At 71.0% G+C, this 19,194-nt stretch carries 19 protein-coding genes and 1 rRNA gene; 11 read left to right on the top strand and 9 right to left on the bottom strand.

Features of this window, described 5'->3' with window-relative positions:
* Positions 1 to 11 precede the first annotated feature (11 nt).
* Positions 12 to 788 (top strand): phosphate ABC transporter ATP-binding protein PstB, encoded by a 777-nt coding sequence (gene pstB / locus ACFZDL_RS17140; protein WP_089512516.1) that lies wholly within the window; start codon positions 12 to 14, stop codon positions 786 to 788.
* A 138-nt stretch (positions 789 to 926) separates the two neighbouring features.
* On the opposite strand, the gene ACFZDL_RS17135 is transcribed toward pstB, so the two are convergent.
* Together ACFZDL_RS17135 and ACFZDL_RS17130 are read right to left on the bottom strand one after the other, a co-directional pair.
* Entirely contained in the window at positions 927 to 1,925 is a 999-nt protein-coding gene (locus ACFZDL_RS17135; RefSeq protein ID WP_353588891.1) for an inorganic phosphate transporter, read from the bottom strand.
* 8 nt (positions 1,926 to 1,933) lie between these two features.
* Positions 1,934 to 2,554 carry a DUF47 family protein gene (locus ACFZDL_RS17130; RefSeq protein WP_353588893.1) on the bottom strand — a complete coding sequence of 207 codons (621 nt, stop codon included), beginning with the start codon at positions 2,552 to 2,554 and terminating at the stop codon, positions 1,934 to 1,936.
* A gap of 193 nt (positions 2,555 to 2,747) precedes the next feature.
* Here ACFZDL_RS17130 and ACFZDL_RS17125 point away from each other — a divergent pair, with 193 nt between their 5' ends.
* Complete coding sequence (locus tag ACFZDL_RS17125) at positions 2,748 to 3,128, top strand: metal-sensitive transcriptional regulator (RefSeq protein WP_353588895.1); 381 nt, start codon at positions 2,748 to 2,750, stop codon at positions 3,126 to 3,128.
* An 11-nt stretch (positions 3,129 to 3,139) separates the two neighbouring features.
* Here the strand turns inward: ACFZDL_RS17125 and ACFZDL_RS17120 are convergent, their stop codons facing one another.
* On the bottom strand, positions 3,140 to 3,334 hold the full coding sequence (locus ACFZDL_RS17120; RefSeq protein WP_353588897.1) for a hypothetical protein: 195 nt from the start codon (positions 3,332 to 3,334) through the stop codon (positions 3,140 to 3,142).
* A 127-nt stretch (positions 3,335 to 3,461) separates the two neighbouring features.
* Positions 3,462 to 4,538, bottom strand: coding sequence for a hypothetical protein (locus ACFZDL_RS17115; RefSeq protein ID WP_353588899.1), 1,077 nt, complete (start codon positions 4,536 to 4,538; stop codon positions 3,462 to 3,464).
* A gap of 139 nt (positions 4,539 to 4,677) precedes the next feature.
* Between ACFZDL_RS17115 and ACFZDL_RS17110 the strand changes: the two genes are divergently transcribed.
* Together ACFZDL_RS17110 and ACFZDL_RS17105 are read left to right on the top strand one after the other, a co-directional pair.
* Complete coding sequence (locus ACFZDL_RS17110; RefSeq protein ID WP_353588901.1) at positions 4,678 to 4,863, top strand: hypothetical protein; 186 nt, start codon at positions 4,678 to 4,680, stop codon at positions 4,861 to 4,863.
* Positions 4,864 to 4,934: 71 nt separating this feature from the next.
* Complete coding sequence (locus ACFZDL_RS17105; RefSeq protein ID WP_353588903.1) at positions 4,935 to 6,575, top strand: FAD-binding oxidoreductase; 1,641 nt, start codon at positions 4,935 to 4,937, stop codon at positions 6,573 to 6,575.
* Positions 6,576 to 6,647: 72 nt separating this feature from the next.
* Here the strand turns inward: ACFZDL_RS17105 and ACFZDL_RS17100 are convergent, their stop codons facing one another.
* Positions 6,648 to 7,367 carry a phosphatase PAP2 family protein gene (locus ACFZDL_RS17100; protein ID WP_353588905.1) on the bottom strand — a complete coding sequence of 240 codons (720 nt, stop codon included), beginning with the start codon at positions 7,365 to 7,367 and terminating at the stop codon, positions 6,648 to 6,650.
* A 200-nt stretch (positions 7,368 to 7,567) separates the two neighbouring features.
* Positions 7,568 to 8,575 (bottom strand): bifunctional lytic transglycosylase/C40 family peptidase, encoded by a 1,008-nt coding sequence (locus ACFZDL_RS17095; protein WP_353588907.1) that lies wholly within the window; start codon positions 8,573 to 8,575, stop codon positions 7,568 to 7,570.
* A gap of 276 nt (positions 8,576 to 8,851) precedes the next feature.
* On the opposite strand from ACFZDL_RS17095, the gene ACFZDL_RS17090 reads away from it, so the two are divergent.
* The 7 genes from ACFZDL_RS17090 (at position 8,852) to ACFZDL_RS17060 (ending at position 17,267) form a co-directional block, all read left to right on the top strand.
* Positions 8,852 to 9,058 (top strand): DUF397 domain-containing protein, encoded by a 207-nt coding sequence (locus ACFZDL_RS17090; protein WP_014177694.1) that lies wholly within the window; start codon positions 8,852 to 8,854, stop codon positions 9,056 to 9,058.
* Positions 9,059 to 9,330: 272 nt separating this feature from the next.
* Positions 9,331 to 9,639: a hypothetical protein gene (locus ACFZDL_RS17085; RefSeq protein ID WP_065961275.1), complete on the top strand. Its 309-nt coding sequence runs from the start codon at positions 9,331 to 9,333 to the stop codon at positions 9,637 to 9,639.
* Positions 9,640 to 9,917: 278 nt separating this feature from the next.
* Positions 9,918 to 10,811, top strand: coding sequence for a hypothetical protein (locus ACFZDL_RS17080; protein WP_353588909.1), 894 nt, complete (start codon positions 9,918 to 9,920; stop codon positions 10,809 to 10,811).
* Positions 10,801 to 12,144, top strand: coding sequence for a hypothetical protein (locus tag ACFZDL_RS17075; protein ID WP_353588911.1), 1,344 nt, complete (start codon positions 10,801 to 10,803; stop codon positions 12,142 to 12,144). Before ACFZDL_RS17080 ends, ACFZDL_RS17075 begins: the two co-directional genes overlap by 11 nt.
* A 2-nt stretch (positions 12,145 to 12,146) precedes the next feature.
* Positions 12,147 to 13,700 carry an SCO6880 family protein gene (locus tag ACFZDL_RS17070; RefSeq protein WP_353588980.1) on the top strand — a complete coding sequence of 518 codons (1,554 nt, stop codon included), beginning with the start codon at positions 12,147 to 12,149 and terminating at the stop codon, positions 13,698 to 13,700.
* Positions 13,701 to 13,744: 44 nt separating this feature from the next.
* Positions 13,745 to 15,193: an ATP-binding protein gene (locus tag ACFZDL_RS17065; protein ID WP_353588913.1), complete on the top strand. Its 1,449-nt coding sequence runs from the start codon at positions 13,745 to 13,747 to the stop codon at positions 15,191 to 15,193.
* 1 nt (position 15,194) lies between these two features.
* Entirely contained in the window at positions 15,195 to 17,267 is a 2,073-nt protein-coding gene (locus ACFZDL_RS17060; RefSeq protein ID WP_391191394.1) for a hypothetical protein, read from the top strand.
* Between the two features lie 31 nt (positions 17,268 to 17,298).
* Here the strand turns inward: ACFZDL_RS17060 and ACFZDL_RS17055 are convergent, their stop codons facing one another.
* From ACFZDL_RS17055 to rrf, 3 genes are all read right to left on the bottom strand, one after another.
* On the bottom strand, positions 17,299 to 18,444 hold the full coding sequence (locus ACFZDL_RS17055; RefSeq protein ID WP_353588915.1) for a DUF6596 domain-containing protein: 1,146 nt from the start codon (positions 18,442 to 18,444) through the stop codon (positions 17,299 to 17,301).
* Between the two features lie 9 nt (positions 18,445 to 18,453).
* Positions 18,454 to 18,861: a YciI family protein gene (locus ACFZDL_RS17050; RefSeq protein ID WP_353588917.1), complete on the bottom strand. Its 408-nt coding sequence runs from the start codon at positions 18,859 to 18,861 to the stop codon at positions 18,454 to 18,456.
* A 245-nt stretch (positions 18,862 to 19,106) separates the two neighbouring features.
* A 5S ribosomal RNA gene (gene rrf / locus ACFZDL_RS17045) occupies positions 19,107 to 19,194 on the bottom strand; the annotation flags it as partial.

The raw sequence follows: 19,194 nt of genomic DNA, 5'->3' as shown, positions 1-19,194 counted from the left end.
AAGTGATTCACATGGCCAAGCGCATCGACGTCAGCGGCCTCACCGCCTACTACGGCACCCACAAGGCCATCGAGGACATCTCGATGACCGTCGAGCCCCGCTCGGTGACGGCCTTCATCGGCCCGTCCGGCTGCGGCAAGTCCACCTTCCTGCGCACCCTGAACCGGATGCACGAGGTCACCCCCGGTGGCAGGGTTGAGGGCAAGGTGATGCTGGACGACGAGAACCTGTACGGCACGGGCGTCGACCCGGTGTCCGTGCGGCGTACGGTCGGCATGGTCTTCCAGCGCCCGAACCCCTTCCCCACGATGTCGATCTTCGAGAACGTCGCGGCGGGGCTGAAGCTGAACGGCTCGTACAAGAAGAGCGAGCTGGAGGGCATCGTCGAGAAGTCCCTCAAGGGCGCCAACCTGTGGAACGAGGTCAAGGACCGGCTGAACAAGCCGGGCGCGGGCCTGTCCGGCGGTCAGCAGCAGCGGCTGTGCATCGCGCGCGCCATCGCGGTCGAGCCGCAGGTGCTGCTCATGGACGAGCCGTGCTCGGCACTGGACCCGATCTCCACCCTCGCCATCGAGGACCTGATCGGTGAGCTGAAGGAGCGCTTCACGATCGTCATCGTGACGCACAACATGCAGCAGGCGGCGCGCGTCTCGGACCGTACGGCCTTCTTCAACCTGGCGGGCGTCGGCCAGCCGGGCAAGCTCATCGAGATCGACGAGACCGAGCGGATCTTCTCCAACCCGTCCGTCCAGGCGACCGAGGACTACATCTCGGGCCGCTTCGGCTGACGCACCGCCTCCCGCAGCCGGCAGGCCGGCCGCGGAGGAGGACGTCCTGTGGTGCTGCATGGCGGTGCCACCACAGGACGAAGGGCCCGCCCCCATCACCCAGGGGGCGGGCCCGCCGTCCTTTTGGTACCCGTGCCGTCAGCCGAAGGCCAGGTTGACGATCCAGTAGCTGAGCGCGGCGACACCGGCCGCCGCGGGCATCGTGATGAACCAGCCGAGGATGATGTTCTTCGCCACGCCCCAGCGCACCGCGTTCACGCGCTTGGTCGCGCCGACGCCCATGATCGCCGAGGTGATGACATGGGTCGTCGAGATCGGCGCCTGGAACATGAACGACGCGGTGTACATGACCGAGGCCGCCGTGGTCTCCGCCGCGAACCCCTGCGGCGGGTCCAGCTCGATGATCCGCCGGCCCAGCGTGCGCATGATGCGCCAGCCGCCCGCGTACGTACCGAGCGAGAGCATCGCGGCGCAGGCGATCTTCACCCACACCGGGATCGCGTCCCCCTCGTCCTCCACCCCCGAGATGACCAGGGCCATCACCACGACACCCATGGTCTTCTGGGCGTCCTGCAGACCGTGGCCGAGCGCCATGGCCGCCGCCGAGACGGTCTGGGCTATGCGGAAGCCGCGCTTCGCCTTGTGCGGGTTGGCGTTCCGGAACATCCACAGGATGGCCACCATCACGAAGTAGCCCAGCACCAGGCCGACGACGGGCGACAGGAACATCGGGATGACGACCTTCTCCACCACCCCGCTCCAGTGGACGGTGCTGGACCCGGCGAGGGCCGCGCCCACCAGGCCGCCGAACAGGGCGTGCGAGGAGGACGACGGAAGGCCGAAGTACCAGGTCACCATGTTCCAGGTGATCGCGCCCACCAACGCGGCGAACAAGATCATCATGCCTTGGTCGCCGGTGGGGGTGGCGATCAGGCCCTCACTGACGGTCTTGGCGACCCCGCTGCCCAGGAAGGCGCCCGCGAGATTCATCACCGCGGCCATCGCGAGCGCCGCCCGCGGGGTCAGCGCCCGGGTCGAGACGGAGGTGGCGATGGCGTTCGCCGAGTCATGGAAGCCGTTGGTGTACGTGAAGAAGAGCGCGACCGCAATGGTCACGACAAGCGCGAAGGTGTCCATGCCGAGGCTCAGGACTCCTTGACGGCGATCGTCTCGACCGTATTGGCCACGTGCTCGAAGGCGTCGGCCGCCTCCTCGAGCACATCCACGATCTGCTTGAGCTTGAGCACCTCGATGGCGTCGTACTTGCCGTTGAACAGGTGCGCCAGGAGCTTGCGGTGGATCTGGTCCGCCTGGTTCTCGAGACGGTTGACCTCGATCCAGTACTCGGTGAGGTTCGTCATGGTGCGCAGGTTCGGCATCGCCTCGGCGGTCAGCTCCGCGGCCCGCGCCAGCACCTCGATCTGCTGTTCGACACCCTTGGGCAGCTCCTCTATCTGGTAGAGGACGACCAGGTCGACGGCCTCCTCCATGAAGTCCATGATGTCGTCGAGGGAGGAGGCGAGGGAGTAGATGTCCTCGCGGTCGAACGGCGTGATGAAGGAGGAGTTCAGCTGGTGGAAGATCGCGTGTGTCGCGTCGTCCCCCGCGTGCTCCGCGGCCCGCATGCGTTCGGCGATCTCGGTACGAGCGGAGGAGTCCGCCCCGAGCAGTTCCATCAGGAGTTTCGAGCCGGTAACGATGTTGTCCGCGGAGGCGGCGAACATGTCGTAGAAGCTCGTCTCCCTGGGGGTCAGACGAAAGCGCACTGGGGATCCTCGGAATGCATCGGGGTCTGTCTCGTTGATGCTAGGTGCATCATCCGGCCACGGTAACCGGCGTTCCCCAGTGTGACCCATAGGGCAGAGTGCTTATCACAGGGACCCGGCCCAACCAGGCCGACCCGGTACCATATACCCAGCCGGGGTATATACGGACATTTGCAAACAACGGGAGGGCGCCATGACGACCACGGCAGCCGACAACACCGCCCCCGCCGAGGGCGAGGAGCGGAGCCAGGCGTCCGGGCCCGAGGCGGAGGCCCCCCTCGCCGAGCACACCGGCCACGGCTACGCCAAGCAGAAGGACCAGCACCTCAAGCGGCTGCGCCGCATCGAGGGCCAGATCCGGGGCCTGCAGCGCATGGTCGAGGAGGACGTGTACTGCATCGACATACTCACCCAGGTCTCCGCGAGCACCAAGGCGCTCCAGTCCTTCGCGCTGCAACTCCTGGAGGAGCATCTGCGCCACTGCGTGGCGGCGGCCGCCGTCAAGGGCGGCGAAGAGGTCGACGCCAAGGTCGCCGAGGCCACCGCCGCCATCGCCCGCCTGCTGCGGACCTGACGGCACCGGCGCTACGGCCGGGCGTCCCCGTCCTCGCCTTCGGCTGGATTTGATCGGTCCTCCGCCACCTGGAGCACCTCGTCGATACGGTCCGGACTGAGCCTTTCCCCGTCCGCGCTCGACGCAGCGATCATCAACTCACCGTAGAGATCGATCTCGACGAGGGCCACGGGGTCCGGGCCCGACGAGCCGCGACGCGCAACCACGTGTTTCACCTCCTCCTGCGAGCATCTGCGAGCACTTCCGAGCAGCGGCTTCCCAGCGTAGGGATCGGTACACACTCCGCGCATGGCACGGATGGACCATTTCACGGGGCTGAACGGCATGCGCTGGCTAGGTCTGGGGGGATCCAACCCTTCCTGTGTAGATATCCGATGATTTGGGAAGCGTCACGGCGGCCGGCGCTCCGAAGTCATACAGCTCGATGGTGGACGCCACCCCCAGCGTGCGCCGTACGTCCTGAGGGCCGGGTGCGCCCGGGGAACCCGGCGCACCCTGGGCGGCGCTGCCGCCCTGCCCGGGCCGCCCGGCGCCGCTCCCGCCTCCGCTCGCGGTTCCGCCTCCGGTTCCGGTTGCCTCGCCCTGCTCGGAATGACCGCCCTGGCCGGACTGGCCGCCCTGGCCGCCCTGGCCGCCCCGGCCGGACTGACCGCCCCGGCCGGACTGACCGGCCTGACCGGACTGCCCGCCGGCGTCGCTGACCACCGTGAACTGGTGCCGGACCTCGCGCAGCCGGCCCTGCCGGTCGAGATAGGCGTCAAAGGGCACCGCGTGCTCGGCGAACCCCCGCGCCGCGGCCGCCAACGGGCCGCGCACCCCCGGCGACGCGACCCGCGCGGCCCGCCCGATGTCCGTCGTCCCGCGATAGTGCCGCACCACCGTCCCGTCCAGCCCCTCCTCACCCACCAGGCTCACGCTCCGGGCCCCGCGCAACAGCTCGGCGGCGGCCAGCGGATCGGTCGCCCCGCCGGTGACGAGATTCCCGTCCGGAATGCCCGCCGTGTCCACCCGGACCCACTTGTCCGGCGGAATGCCCGCGCCCCGGTTCCGCATGAACAGCGCGCCCGAGGCCAGCAGTTCGGTGATCGGCTCATGCTCGGAGGCCCCCATCGCGTCCCTGGGCAGCACCAGGCGCAGCCGCCCCATCCGCCTGACGAAGTCGTACGCGCCGCTGCCCCGGATCGACACGCGCGTGCCACCGGTCGCCGTCTCCAGCGTCGTACGGACCCGTGAACTGCCCGACCGGACCAGCACATCGGCGGCGCGGTGCAGCGCGGCGACCGCGGCGGCGTGCGACTCGCCGCCGGGGCGCTCGTCGGCGACCGTCTCGGAGGAACAGCCGGTCACGGTCGCGGTGGTCGTGGTCGCCATCAGCCCGGCCAGCAGCACGCCCGCGACGGCGGCCGCCATGCGCCTCGTTCGGGCGCCGCCCGTACGCCGCTGGATTTCCATCGACCGTCGACCCCCTGGCCACGCTCGTCCACGCCTTGGTACTTGCTCGTTTAACGACTCGCCCCTAGTGGTCGTCACGGCCGAGTAGCGTGGTCATGTGCTCGACTCTGGCGTTTCGGACCCCGGCCAACACCGCACCACCACCGTGGAGAAGGGCTCCTTCTGCACGGCCCGCTGCTCCTGCGGCTGGCGCGGCCCCGCCCGCCGGTCGCGGGACAAGGCCCGCACCGACGCGGCCGGCCACGCCGACGGAACCGGATGCGCCGCCTCGCCCTCTGAGTAGGGGACCGGGCCTGCGCGCGACCGCCCGGCCAACTGGTGGGGCAGCAGCGTCAAGTGGGACGGGAGGCCGCCATGAACCGGCGGACACTACTGGCAGCGGGCACGGCACTGGCGACCACGGGGACGTGGGCCGCGGCGTGCGACAAGAACGCGGGGCAGGCGGCGGGGGACGGCGACCCGTCCACCCGCGCCGCCTCCTCCGCCTCCTCCGCCTCCTCAGCCTCCGACGCCCGCTCGTCCTCCGCTTCCGCTTCGGCCTCCGCCGGCGGCACCGACGGCAAGCCGCGGGCCTCCGACTGGACCGCGCTGGGCAAGGGCCTGCAGGGCGGACTGATACGCCCCGGCGACGCCGACTACGCCACCGCCCGCCAGCTCTACAACACCCGCTTCGACCGGCTGCGGCCCACCGCCGTCGCCTATGTCGCGGGCACCTCGGACATCTCCGAGTGCCTGGACTTCGCCCGCCGCCACGGCACCCCCGTCGCCATCCGCAACGGGGGCCACAGCTACGCCGGTTGGTCCAGCGGCGACGGACGCCTCGTCATCGACGTCTCCGCGCTCAAGTCGATCCGTACCTCCTCCGGCGAGGCCCGGATCGGCGCGGGCGCCAAACTCATCGACGTCTACACCACCCTGGGCGCGTCGGGCGTGACCGTACCCGGCGGCTCCTGTCCCACCGTGGGCATCTCCGGACTGACCCTCGGCGGCGGCCACGGCGTCGTCTCCCGGGCGTACGGGCTCACCTCCGACAACCTCACCGGCGCCACCATCGTCACCGCCGACGGCCGGACCCTCCAGGTGTCCAAGGACCGCGAGGCCGATCTGTTCTGGGCCCTGCGCGGCGCCGGCAACGGGAACTTCGGCGTCGTCACCGAGCTACGCTTCCGCACCCACCGGGCCGCCGACGGGGTCACCTGCTACATGACCTGGCCGTGGTCCAAAGCGGCGACGGTGCTGAAGGCCTGGCAGAAGTGGGGCCCGGACCAGCCGGACGAGATCTGGTCGGCGCTCCACCTGGAGGCCTCCCCCGGACGCACCCCCACCGTCTCGGTGAGCTGCTTCTCGCTCGGCACGTACGGCGCCCTGCAGAACGCCGTCGACCGGCTCGCCGACGGCCCGGGCGGGCCCGGCCCCGCCTCGAGAGTCATACTGCGCCGCCGCGGCTATGTGGAGGCGATGCGGGCGTACGCCGGATGCGCCGACACCGGCACCACCCAGTGCCACCTCCCGGGCGACACACCGGGACGCAGCTCGTCCGGCGTCCTCAAGCGCGAGACCTACGCGGCCCGCTCCGACTTCTACGCCCGCTCGCTGAGCGAAGCGGGCCTGCGCGCGATGCTCGGTCAGGTGGAGGCGTACGGGCGCCGTACGGGGGGCGGGGGCGCGGTCAGCATCGCGCTCACCGCGCTCGGCGGGGCCGTCAACCGCGTCGCGCCGCTGGCCACCGCCTTCGTCCACCGACGCTCGCGCTTCCTGGCGCAGTACACCGCCTCCTGGGCGGCCGGCGGCGCCGGGACGGCCCAGCTCTCCTGGCTCGACGGCGTCCACACGGCGATGCGACGCCATGCGTCGGGGGCGGCGTACCAGAACTACACGGACGCGTCCCTCAAGGACTGGCGCACCGCGTACTACGGGTCGGCCGCGGACCGGCTGACCAAGCTGAAGAAACGATACGACCCGAACCGGCTGTTCGACTTCCCGCAGGCGCTGTGAGCGCGGGGGCCCGGCCCCGCCGGACCCCAGTCCGCCGGACCCCGGGCCCCTCAGGCCGGTCCCTCAGGTCCCTCAGGCAGCCAGGTCCTTGTTGCTGCACTCGCCGCCGCCGGAGGCGTGGGACCCGGGGAACTCCGGCACGTCCTCCTGCGCGGCATCCCCGGCCGCGGGGGCCGTGCCCGCCCGCACCAGCCAGCCCATCCGCGAACCCGCGATGGTCGTCGTCAGCGGGGTCAGCAGCATCATCGCGAGCGGGGCCAGCAGCAGTGCGACCGCCGTGCCGAGCGCGAACCCGCCGATGACGTCCGTCGGATAGTGCACGCCCATATAGACGCGGCAGAACCCTTCGAGCAGCGCGAGGCCGATCGCGGCCACCCCGTAGGCGCGACTGGCCATGAACACGCCCACCGCGATCGCCATGGTCAGCGTCGCGTGGTCACTGACGAACGAGAAGTCGGTCTTGCCCGCCACCAGGACGTCGAGACCCTGGTGGTCCTTGAAGGGCCGCGGCCGCTCCACGAACCCCCGGATCGGGATATTGGCGATCAGCGCGAGCCCGGCGGCCAGCGGCGCCCAGACCAGTCCGGCGACGGCGGACGGCGCGTCCTGCGGCCGCTTGCGCACGCTCCACCAGGCGCCGAACAGGACGAGGAGCAGCCCGATGATGATCCCGTACTCGCCGACGAACTCCATGACGCGGTCGAACCAGTGCGGAGCGTCCTTGGCGAGTCCATTGATGTCATAGAGCAGGCTGACATCAGGGTTCGACCCGTCCAGTGCGAGTCCAGCCATGTGCCGTGGCCCCTTATCTCTTGCCTGTCGCTACATGCGGCTGCCGGCCCCCGTTGGTGAACGCGATCGATGCCGATTGTGTCCGCTGCCGATCCACTACCAGGGAACGCCCATATCGAGCGGGGCGTTCCGCTCTCTACCCAACGATCACCAGGACGTTATCGAAGGGTGACCGATCGTCGCAGCTCAGCGCGGAGACTTTACGCGGAGTTCGCCGTCGGCAACGCTTTTGCGCCATCTTTGGTCACCCGCGTCGCACCGATGTAGTCCGGCGTGTCGATCTTGTCGAACCGGATCACGGCCCCAGTGTACGGGGCGTTGATCATCTGTCCGCCCCCGACATAGATCCCGACGTGGTGAATGGATCTCGGATCGTTGAGGTCGTACGCGAAGAAGACCAGGTCGCCCGGGAGCAGCTCGTCCCGCTTGGGATGCGGCCCGGCGTTCCACTGATCGTTGGCCACACGCGGCAGCTCGATCCCGACGGTCTTGTACGCCGCCTTCGTCAACCCGGAGCAGTCGAACCGCCCGCCGTCCTCCGGGGTCCCGTCGCCGCCCCACAGATACGGCTTCCCGAGCTGCTTCTGCGCGAAGTAGATCGCCGCGGCCGACTGCCGCGAGGGCTGCACCTTCTGGACGGGCGCCGCGAAGCTCTTGGCCAGGGTGGTGATGGTCTTCACATAGTTCTGGGTCTCCCGGTACGGCGGCACACCGGAGTACTTGATCACCGCGTACGCGCCCGCGTTGTAGGAGGCCAGCATGTTGTGCGTCAGATCGCCCGGGACGTCCTCCACATACTTCGCCAGCGAGCAGTCGTACGCGGCCGCCGACGGGATCGCGTCCTGCGGATCCCAGATGTCCCGGTCCCCGTCCTTGTCGCCGTCCACGCCGTGGGTGGCCCAGGTGCCCGGGATGAACTGCGCGATCCCCTTGGCGTTCGCCGGGCTCTGCGCCTTCGGGTTCCAGCCGCTCTCCTGGTAGAGCTGCGCGGCGAGCAGGGCGGGGTTGATCGCGGGGCACAGATTCCCCCACTTCTGGACCAGCGGCTGATACGCGGCGGGGACGGCGCCTCTGGCCAGCCCGACCGTCGTGCCGCTGTTACCGCCCGTGAGGTCCGCGGCGACCATGTACGTACCGACGACGAGGAGCGCGACGAAGGAGAAGGAGACCCCGAGACCGACACTGACGCCCAGCCAGACCTTACGCACCCGCCCATCCTCCCCCATCTGCCCGCCATACGAACGTGTTTCCGTACGTACGGCGAAAATCCGCCGCCCGCCAGCCGAAACCATACGGGCGCGGCGGGGCCGCCGCACCGCATGCCCCGCCTCCCTCCACCCCTGCGCCCCGCCCCTGCCCCCGGCAGGCGTCTACATGCGGCTCCGCCGCGTGGCCGACCCCGCCCCCAGGCCGCCTCCCGTACGGACGCCGAGCGCGTAAAGTCCGGCGCGTCCGGGCACCTCACACTCCTTAAGGACCATGCGATGACACAGCTCGACTGGCAGCGGGCCACGACCCCGGAGGACGGGGAGCAGGAGGCCTACCTGGAGGTGGCCGCGGGCCCCGATGGCCGGATCTACATGCGCGAGAGCAACGACCCCGACAACATCGTGGTGACGACCCAGGCGAAGTGGGAGGCGTTCATCAAGGGGGTCAAGGCCGGCGAGTTCGACGACTTCGCGGAGGAGTGAGGCGCGGGCGGCCCCAGGGGCTCGCCGATCTCCGGCCCTCGCGACTGATCGTTGCCCAGCGCCCATGTGCGTGATACACACAGTGATCAGAGAGCCCTAGGTTGACGCATTTGTACGCCAGTCAGGCCATCGTGGCCCACAACACGTACGAGATCCGCCAAGAAATGCCGCCAAGTCGACATGCGGAAGCGGAATCGTCAGCGAAGATAGAGCCTGGCATGTGCCAACCGCACGGGTGGCACACAACTACCCACAAGGGGCGGTGACTTCTCATGTTCCTAGCGGCCGACAAGGGCGACATCGACACCATCATCGGCGGAATCGCCCCAGACTGGGGCCCCTTCGGCGACCTGGGCGGCGAGGCCCGCGTCATGATCGAGGTGGTCATGGCCGTAGCCCTGCTGCTCTGCTTCGGCATCGCCATCTGGGGCGCGGCCAAGCAGCGGATCGGCGCGACCGCGCTGCGCGACACCTTCAGCGCCGAACAGGGCAAGGGCCTGATCGTCGCCGGACTGACCGGTGTGTTCATCATCGGCTCACTGGGCACTGTCTTCACGATCGTGTACGGCATGGCCGTCTAGCGCACCGCCCGCTCACCCAGCCGACCCACACACCGCCGACCCCCACCCGCGGCGCACCCCCGGCCCCCAAGCCTCCACCCCCGAGCCCCCCACCGGTCCTCCTCCCCACCGAGGCTGCTTCCTGATGCCCGCATCGCCCCTTGAGGTCGTGTCAGCTTGATGTCCACTCACACCGCCGCGCCCCAGCGTCAGTCCGCGCCGCTACCGTCGTATAGGGGCAGGGCTGTCTCGGTTGACACGATTGACACGGTTGACAGGTTTGAAGGGGCGTACGTGCGATGAGTCTGGGCGGCGATGACGGATACGGCGGGGACTACGGCCAGGACCCGACCCGTACGGGCGGCATGTCCCCCAGAGGCCACCTGACGCGCACCCGCCTCCCCGAAGGCGACGACGACCCCTTCGCCCCACCCCGCCGAGGCACCACCCGCCCCGGCAAGCCCAGCCGCAACCTGGTCACCGTCGTGGGCGTCGTCGTACTCCTCATCGCGGCCATCGCCTTCGCCAACCGCGGCGGCGGCGAGAACTCCTCGGACAACAGCACCGAGTCCGACTCCGGCACCAGCCCGAAAAGCCAGTCGACAGCCCCGACGGGCGAGCGCCCGGTGGAGGGGAAGGACCAGGCCACGGGGATCGCGTCGGGGTTCGCGAAGACGGAGCAGGGGGCGCAGAGTGCGGCGGCGAATTACGCGGTGGCGCTGGGGTCGGCTGACATGTTCAAGACCACCAGTCGGCGGCAGATCGTGAACGCGATCTATGCGCCGGACGCCGCCACCGCCCGGCTGAACCGCCTCGACAAGGCCTTCTCGGGTAACAAGATCCTGTCGAATGCAGGCCTTGACGCCAAGGGCAACCCGCCGGACGGCATGACCTTCGTGTCCCGTACGAACCCGGTGGGCACCAAGGTGGAGGAATTCAAGGGCGACACGGCCCGGATCGCGGTGTGGCAATCCCTCCTCTTCGGGATCGCGGGTGAAGGGTCGACCAATCCCGTCTCCGAGAGCTGGCACACAGACACCCTCGAACTGCAATGGATCAAGGGTGACTGGAAAGTAACCAAGTACACCCAGAAGGACGGCCCCGCGCCTGTCGGCCGCGACCAAGCCGCCGCTTCCGCCGAGGACATGGCGAACGCTGTAGAAGGCTTTGGAGGGTTCACCTATGCCCGCTAACCGCCGTCGCGCCCTCTTGATCGGTTCCGCAGTCGCAGCCATTCAAGTCGCAGGCGTCCTTCTCGCGAGTCACGCCGCAGCCGCCCCATCGCCCACCCCGACCCCCTCCGGCAGCAGCGACGACTGTGGGCTTGACGGCCAGTACAGCGATCTGTGTGACGGTGACGGGGGCGGGGGCGGCACATCCGACCCCACCTCCCCCCTCGACCCCGCCGCCTCCCTCGCCCGCGGCTGCGCCAACGCCGCCTCCTGGCTCGTCGGCAAGCTCTCCGATCTCGTCAAAGAGACCGCGACCGTCGACTTCACCAACGAGGCCTTCCTCCGCCAGTACGCCGTCGTCTTTGCCGCCTCGACCGTCCTGACCCTCATCCTGTGGCTGCTCGCCGTCGCCAAGCGCGCCATCCGCGGGGTGCCGCTCGGGGAGGCGCTGTCGGAGGCCATAGGTTTCCTGTGGCTGACGGTCCTGGCCTCCGCCTTCACGCCGCTGATCCTCTATACGGTCGTCACGGCGACCGATGCCGTCACCCAGGCCATCGCCTCGGGCACGGGCGCGGACAATGACACCTTCTTCGGCTCGTTCGCCCAGGCCCTGAAGAAGGACGAGGACATCGGCGGCGGGCCGATCATGCTCATCGTCGTATCGCTGGTGACCATCCTCGCCGCCGGCGTGCTCTGCCTCGAGCTCGTCATCCGTGCCGCCCTCCTCTACGTCGGCGCGCTGCTGGGCACCGCCGTCTACTCGGGGCTGGTCGACAAGAACATGTGGGGGCATGTGCGCCGCTGGGCGGGGATCATGATCGCGGTGATCCTGGTCAAGCCGGTGGTCGTGATAGTGCTCGCCCTGGCCGGGGCGCTGTCCACGTCCGACAAGGGCCCTGACGCCTTCTCGGCCGTCGTCTCCGGCCTCGCGATCATCATCCTCGCCATCTTCGCGAGCGCGATGATCTACCGCTTCGTGCCCGGCTTCGGAGACGAGATCGTCAAGGCCCGCAGCGCCAGTGCGGACCCGGCGTCCCGTCAGGCCGCCGCCATCATCAGCTCCCCGGCCGCCCTGGTGAAGCAGGGCATCAACACCCACAGCGCCCGCGGCGACGGCGGCGGAGGAGGCGGGGGCGGCTCGGCCGGCCCCGCGCAGGCCAAGCCCGCCAACCCGGTCTCCGGCGGCGTCGCCGCGCACAGCACGCGCGGCGGCGGCCAAGGCGGCGGGGGCGGCGGAGGCGGGGGCGGCGCCGCACGCCCCAGCGGCGGCGGGGGCGGAGGCGGCGGGGCCGCCGCCGCGGCCCGTGCGCAGAACCGCGGTTCCAGCAACAACCCCGGAGGTGATCGGCGGTGACGATCGAGGCACAGTCCCACCCCATCGCGCCTCGCCGCACATATCTCATCGGGCGCGCCCGCCCCAGCGCGATCGTCGGCAAGAACCGTGAGACCGGCGAGATCGCGTTGATCATCGGGGGTGCGTTCCTCGGGATGATGTGCGGGCTGCTGGTCCCGGTGCTGACGCTGCGCATCGTCACCCTGGTGGGCTTCCCGACCCTCGCGCTGGCCGCCGTCTACGTCCCGTACAACGGCCGCACGTTCTACAAGTGGTTCGAGATCAACCGCTCCTACAAGCGCACCGTGCGCAACAGCGCCACCTACCGCTCCACCGCCGCCGAGGCCGGCACCCGCCTCGACGGCCGTGAGGTCGAGGTCGGCCCGCCGCCCGGCATCGGCCGGATCAACTGGCTGGCCGCCCCGTTCGGCCCCGACGAGATCGCGGTGCTTCTGCACGCCGACCGCCGCACCGTCACCGCCGCCATCGAGATCGAGGGCCCGGGCGTCGGGCTGCGGGACAGCGAGGACCAGGAGGCGCTGGTCGACCGGTTCGGCACGCTGCTCAAGCACGTGGCCAACGGCGACGGCTTCGTGACCCGTCTGCAGATGCTGGCCCGCACCCTGCCCGCCGACCCCGACGCACACGCCAAGGACGTGGAGCGGCGCGGCGACGAGGAAGCCCCCGCCTGGCTCAAGGACTCCTACGACCAGCTGCAGTCGATGGTCTCCACCTCCTCCGAGCAGCACCGCGCCTACCTGGTCGCCTGCATGCACTACACCCGCGACCTGGCGGCCGAGGCCCAGGCCATCGCGCGCGCCACCCGCCACAGCGCCGGCGGCCGCAGGCTCGACAAGGACGCGGGCCTGGCCGTGGTCATGGCGCGCGAGCTGACCGATATCTGCGCCCGGCTCGCCGAGGCCGACATCCGGGTGCGCCAGCCGCTCGGCCAGGGCCGGCTGGCCTCGCTCATCCACTCCATGTACGACCCGGACCACCCCATCGACCACATCCAGGCCATGACCCAGCGGAACGCCTGGCCGGCCGAGCTGGACGCGATGGAGCCCACGTACCTCCAGGCCAAGACCCGCGAGTCGAGCACCCGTGAGCCCTGGTGCCACTCCACCGCCTGGGTGAAGGAGTGGCCGATGACCCCGGTCGGGGTCAACTTCCTCGCCCCGCTGCTGGTCCACACCCCCGATGTCATCCGTACGGTCGCCGTCTGCATGGACCTGGAGCCGACCGAGATCGCGATCGAGCGGATGCTGACGGAGAAGACCAATGACGAGGCGGAGGCCAGCCGCGCCGCCAAGATGAACCGCACCGTCGACCCGCGCGACATCGCCGCGCACGGACGGCTCGACCAGCGCGGCGAGGATCTGGCGAGCGGCGCCGCGGGCGTCAACCTCGTCGGCTACATCACCGTCTCCTCCCGCTCCCCCGAGGCGCTCGCCCGCGACAAGCGGACCATCAGGGCCTCGGCGGGCAAGAGTTATCTGAAGCTCGAGTGGTGCGACCGCGAGCACCACCGTGCCTTTGTGAACACGCTGCCGTTCGCGACCGGCATCCGGCGATAGAGCCATAGAGCGATAGAGACGACTGGGACGATAGGGGCTCTGCCGTGGCCGATCCGATTGGCGCCATCACCGAGACGTTCACCAGTTTCCTGTTCGGGAAGGTGGAGACGACCCGGATGCCGGTCCGCACGTCCACGGGGCAGGCGCAGGCTGTCTATCTGCCCACCGCCGCACCGGGCCTGGGCGACTCGGGCGTGATCATCGGGCGGGAGGTGTACTCCGGCAAGGGGTACATCTACGACCCGTTCCAGCTGTACGGACAGCAGCTTCCTGCCCCGCACTGGCTGGTGCTCGGCGAGTCCGGAAACGGCAAGTCGGCCCTGGAGAAGACGTACGTCCTGCGGCAGCTGCGATTCCGCGACCGCCAGGTCGTGGTGCTCGACGCCCAGGGTGAGGACGGCGTCGGCGAGTGGAACCTGATCGCCCAGGAGCTGGGCATCACCCCCATCCGGCTCGACCCGATGGCCGCCCTGGACGGCGGTATCCGCCTCAACCCCCTGGACCCCGCGATCACCTCGACGGGGCAGCTGGCCCTGCTCCGTACGATCATCGAGGTCGCGATGGGCCACGGGCTCGACGAGCGCTCCGGCTTCGCCCTCAAGGTCGCCCACGCATACGTCAACCAGACGATCGTCGACCGTCAGCCGGTGCTGACCGACATCGTCGAGCAGCTGCGCCATCCCGAGGCGGACTCGGCCGAGGCCATGAATGTCGACATAGACGACGTACGGGCCTGGGGCCTGGACGTCGCCCTGGTGCTCGACCGGCTCGTCGACGGCGATCTGCGCGGCATGTTCGACGGCCCGACGACCGCGGGCATCGACCTGAGCGCGCCCCTCATCGTCTTCGACCTGTCCCACATCGACCGCAACTCGATCGCCATGCCCATCCTCATGGCGATCGTCGGCGTGTGGCTGGAGCACACCTGGATCCGGCCGGACCGCAAGAAGCGCATCTTCCTCGTCGAAGAGGCCTGGCACATCATCAACTCGCCCTTCGTCGCCCAGCTCTTCCAGCGACTGCTCAAGTTCGGGCGCCGCCTCGGCCTGTCCTTCGTCGCCGTCGTCCACCACCTGTCCGACGTGGTCGACGGCGCGGCGGCGCGGGAGGCCGCGGCGATACTCAAGATGGCCTCGACCCGGACCATCTACGCCCAGAAGGCCGACGAGGCCCGGGCCACGGGACGGGTGCTCGGCCTGCCGCGCTGGGCGGTCGAGATCATCCCGACCCTGTCGCCCGGCATCGCGGTCTGGGACGTCAACGGCAATGTCCAGGTCGTCAAGCACCTGATCACCGAGGCCGAGCGGCCGCTGGTCTACACCGACCGCGCCATGACGGAGGACGCGCTGGCCGTCCAGCTGGCGGCCGAGGCCGAAGCGGAGGCCGAGGAGCGGGCGGCCGCGGCGGTGGAGCAGCAACTCGCCCACGAGGCCGAGGCGGACCCGTACGGCGGGCCGTACGGCGGGCCCTCGTACGGGTCGACGGTGGCCTGACATGGCGGCGGGGCGGGCCCACCACGGCCACGGGGACCACGGCGGTCATGGCGGCCCCGCGGAGCCGGGCAGACCCCCGGCCGCGCGGGGCGGCGGCATCCCGGACGGGCTGCTGATCGGCTCCATGCTCTTCCTGCTGGGGCTGACGGGACTGGTGTGGACCGCGACCGGGCTGGCCGGGCTCTTCGCCCACGGCGCCTGGCCGGACGGCGTGCGTTTCCTCCGTACGCCCCTGGCGATGCGCTCACTGGCCCAGCAGCCCCATGACCTCAGCGCGGCATGGCCCGACACGCCGAAGGAGCAGCTGTCGGGGTACGGGCTGTTCTGGGGCCTGTTCATCAGCGAGCTGATGGTGCTGATCGTGCTGACGGTGTTCGTCATCGGCACGTTCACCCGCTATCGCGCGGTACGCGCCAGGCGCCGCGCGGACCGGCAGGAGGCCGCCGCGGCGAGGCGTCGGACCGCCCAGGACGACGCGCCTTCAGCCGTGGACCGGCGCCGGGCCGCGGAAGGACACGAGTACGTCCCCGGGGCGGGCGCCGCCGCGGGCCACCCGTACGGGCCCGAGGACGGCCCCGTACGCGCCGCCGAAGGGCCAGGAGGGCCGGGGGCGCCGAGGGCGCCGGGGCACGACGCCACGGCCCTGGGAGCGGCGCCGGGCGCCCGGCCCGCGGGCGCCGCAGCGTACGCGTACGGCGCCCCGAGCCCCGAAGCGGGCGCCCCAGCGGGCCCCCCGCCGGCCTGGAACGCCGCACCCGCCGGCATCCCGGGCCATGGAGCCGATACGGCGCAGGGCGCACAGCGAGGCGTCGACAGCGGCGCAGCGGTCACCGACGGCCGGACACCCGGCGGCCCCGTCCCCGCCGAACGGCTGACGGACCGACAGGCCGACCAGCCGACGGCCGCCGCCGGTCAGCCGGGCGCCCCCGCAGCCTCCTACGGGCCCTGGAACGGCGCCGCCGGCACCGCGGCGCCCCACCCCGTCGCCGGGCAGCGGGCAGGCGCATGGGACGGCGCGGGAGGCCCTGGCGGCCCCGGCGGCACCCGCGGCCCCGGTGGCGCGGGCGCTGAGCCGCCCGTCGAGCCCACAGCCGCCGCGCCCCAGCCGGTGCCGACCCCGCGCGGCGGCCCCGGGCTCCCCGGGGCCGAGACGGCGCACTCCCGCGTCCTCTACGGCTCCCAGCGCGGCGACGCCGCGTCCCAGGCCGTCCTGGATGCCGACGGCCCGGTCCTGGTCGTCACCAGCGACGCCGCGCTGTGGACGACGACCAAGGACGCGCGCGCGAAGTTCGGCCCCACCCACGTCTTCGACCCGTCCCACCTCCTCGACACCCCGGCCCGGCTGCGCTGGAACCCCGCGGCGGGCTGTGAGTCCCGCGATGCCGCCGCCGCCCGGGCCACCGCGCTCCTCGCCCCCGTACGTCCCCTCCACGCCGTGGACCGGCCCATGGCGGAGGCCGCGGAGACCATGCTCCGCTGCTGGCTGCACGCGGCCGCCGTGGACGGCCGCCCGTTCCGCCACGTGCACCGCTGGGCGCAGGGCAACTCGGCACATGAGCCGGTACGCATCCTGCGGACCCACGCCAAGGCGGCGGGGGGCGCCGCCGGCGAGCTGGAGGCCACGCTCACCGCGCACCCCGAACGCCGCGACATGGCCCAGGAGCTGACGGCCCGTGCCCTCGCCGCGCTGTCCTCGATCCACATCAGGGACGCCTGCAATCCTGGCCGTTCCGACGCCCTCGCATTGGAGTCATTCATCGGCGAAGGGGGAACGCTCTATGTGATGGGCGAATCCATTGAGGATCCGCGGACCCATCCGGGTGCGATGCCCTTGTTGACCGCACTCGCCTCGCACGTGGTCGAGCACGGCCGGCGCATGGCCGAACGGTCATCCTCCGGTCGGCTCGACCCACCACTCACCCTCGTCCTGGACGACGTCGCGGCCGTGGCCCCCCTGCCCCAGCTGCCGGACCTGCTGAGCCAGGGCGCGGCGCAGGGCCTGCCCACCCTGGCGCTGATGCGCTCCCAGGAGCAGGCCCGCGCCCGGTGGCCGCACCGCACCCTGGTCGGCTGAGGGGGCTTCCCCCTCTCGGCCCGGGCGACCGTCAGCGACACCGGCGGGCGTTGAGCCGGGCGGCCTGGCGCGTCAGGTGGTCACGCTCGGCGAGGTTGGGTGCCTTCTGGGCCGCCTCGGCGTACAGCCGCGCCGCCGTCGCCAGGTCGCCGTCGCGCTCGTGGAGGTACGCCGCCACCGCGGCACGGCGGGGCAGGGAGGCGTCCAGCTCCGCGAGCGCCGCCAGGCCGGCGCGCGGTCCGTCGGCCTCGCCGACGGTGACCGCGCGGTTGAGCCGGACGACCGGGTTGTCGGTGAGGCGGGTGAGCTCGTCATACCACTCGACGATCTGCACCCAGTCGGTCTCCTCGGCGGTGGGCGCGTCGGCGTGGAGCGCCGCGATGGCGGCCTGGGCCTGGAACTCGCCCAGCCGGTCGCGGGCGAGGGCCGCCTGCAGGATCTCGACGCCCTCGGCGATCGACTCGGTGTCCCACCGGCCGCGGTCCTGCTCGGCGAGCGGCACCAGACTGCCGTCGGGCGCGGTCCGGGCGGCGCGCCGGGCGTGGTGGAGCAGCATGAGGGCGAGCAGCCCGGCCACCTCGGGGTGGTCGACCACGGCCGCGAGCTGCCGGGTGAGCCGGATGGCCTCCGCGGCGAGGTCGACGTCACCGGAGTAGCCCTCGTTGAAGACCAGGTACAGGACGCGCAGCACGGTGGCGACGTCGCCGGGCTGGTCGAACCGCACGCCGGAGACGGTGCGCTTGGCCCGGCTGATGCGCTGCGCCATGGTCGCCTCGGGCACCAGGTAGGCCTGGGCGATCTGGCGGGTGGTCAGCCCGCCGACGGCGCGCAGCGTGAGCGCGACCGCGGACGACGGCGTCAGCGACGGATGGGCGCACAGGAAGTAGAGCTGCAGCGTGTCGTCCACCGCGGGCGCGGGCCCGGGCGCCGGTTCCTCGTCGACAAGGTCCTCACGCCTGCGGCGGGCGGCGTCGGCCCGGGCCGCGTCGAGGAACTTGCGCCAGGCCACGGTGACCAGCCAGCCCTTCGGGTCCCGCGGCTGGTCGGCGGGCCAGACGCGGACCGCCTCGACCAGCGCCTCCTGCACGGCGTCCTCGGCCGCCGCGAAGTCGGCTCCGCGGCGGACGAGGATTCCGATGACGCTCGGGGTAAGGCTCCGGAGCAGGGCCTCGTTCATCAGCTGGGGTCACTCCGTGATGGTGGGCGGCGCGGCCAGGAACGGGCGCACCTCGAGCCATTCGTGGATGGGCTTACCGCCCGCCCCAGGGGCGGCCGACAGTTCCCCAGCCAGCTCGATGGCGCGCTCATAGCTGTCGACGTCGATCACCATCCAGCCGGCGATGAGGTCCTTGGTCTCGGCGAACGGACCGTCGGTGACCGGCGGGCGCCCCTCGCCGTCGTACCGGACCCACGTCCCCTCGGCGGCGAGCGCCTGACCGTCGACGAACTCACCGGTCTCCTCGAGCCTGGCCGCGAAGTCCTGCATGTACTTCACGTGCGCGGTGATCTCCTCCGGCGTCCACTGGTCCATGGGCACGTCGTTGGCCGGGGCCGGGGCGCCGCGGTAGTGCTTGAGCAGCAAGTACTTGGCCATCGTGTCTCTCCTCGGTGCTGATGCGACCCATTGTGGTCGCGTTCACCCCAGGGACGGAGCCAGTCACCGGTTCTCGACATCGCCGGCCGAACTTTTTTGGGCTCTCGTGGATCAGCCTGGGCGAGCCGCCCCATGCCTCGGCACGCCGGCGCGGCGGTGCGGTGGCGCGGTGGCGCGGTGGCGCACAACGCAAAAATGCCTCGGTCCTGGGCATCTTTCGATACCCAGGACCGAGGCTAAAAATTGTTCGGCGGCGTCCTACTCTCCCACAGGGTCCCCCCTGCAGTACCATCGGCGCTGAAAGGCTTAGCTTCCGGGTTCGGAATGTAACCG

The organism is Streptomyces sp. NPDC007917, from assembly GCF_042959105.1.
In the GTDB taxonomy this organism is placed as follows: Bacteria; Actinomycetota; Actinomycetes; order Streptomycetales; family Streptomycetaceae; genus Streptomyces.
Note: the sequence above shows the minus strand (reverse complement) of the source record. Positions and strands in the feature narration are given on the sequence as shown.

Coding starts and splice junctions, on each gene's coding strand:
- pstB (WP_089512516.1), top strand. CDS start 12: ATGGCCAAGCGCATCGACGTCAGCGGCCTCACCGCCTACTACGGCACC.
- ACFZDL_RS17135 (WP_353588891.1), bottom strand. CDS start 1,925: ATGGACACCTTCGCGCTTGTCGTGACCATTGCGGTCGCGCTCTTCTTC.
- ACFZDL_RS17125 (WP_353588895.1), top strand. CDS start 2,748: ATGACGACCACGGCAGCCGACAACACCGCCCCCGCCGAGGGCGAGGAG.
- ACFZDL_RS17115 (WP_353588899.1), bottom strand. CDS start 4,538: ATGGCGGCCGCCGTCGCGGGCGTGCTGCTGGCCGGGCTGATGGCGACC.
- ACFZDL_RS17105 (WP_353588903.1), top strand. CDS start 4,935: ATGAACCGGCGGACACTACTGGCAGCGGGCACGGCACTGGCGACCACG.
- ACFZDL_RS17100 (WP_353588905.1), bottom strand. CDS start 7,367: ATGGCTGGACTCGCACTGGACGGGTCGAACCCTGATGTCAGCCTGCTC.
- ACFZDL_RS17090 (WP_014177694.1), top strand. CDS start 8,852: ATGACACAGCTCGACTGGCAGCGGGCCACGACCCCGGAGGACGGGGAG.
- ACFZDL_RS17085 (WP_065961275.1), top strand. CDS start 9,331: ATGTTCCTAGCGGCCGACAAGGGCGACATCGACACCATCATCGGCGGA.
- ACFZDL_RS17080 (WP_353588909.1), top strand. CDS start 9,918: ATGAGTCTGGGCGGCGATGACGGATACGGCGGGGACTACGGCCAGGAC.
- ACFZDL_RS17075 (WP_353588911.1), top strand. CDS start 10,801: ATGCCCGCTAACCGCCGTCGCGCCCTCTTGATCGGTTCCGCAGTCGCA.
- ACFZDL_RS17060 (WP_391191394.1), top strand. CDS start 15,195: ATGGCGGCGGGGCGGGCCCACCACGGCCACGGGGACCACGGCGGTCAT.
- ACFZDL_RS17055 (WP_353588915.1), bottom strand. CDS start 18,444: ATGAACGAGGCCCTGCTCCGGAGCCTTACCCCGAGCGTCATCGGAATC.
- ACFZDL_RS17050 (WP_353588917.1), bottom strand. CDS start 18,861: ATGGCCAAGTACTTGCTGCTCAAGCACTACCGCGGCGCCCCGGCCCCG.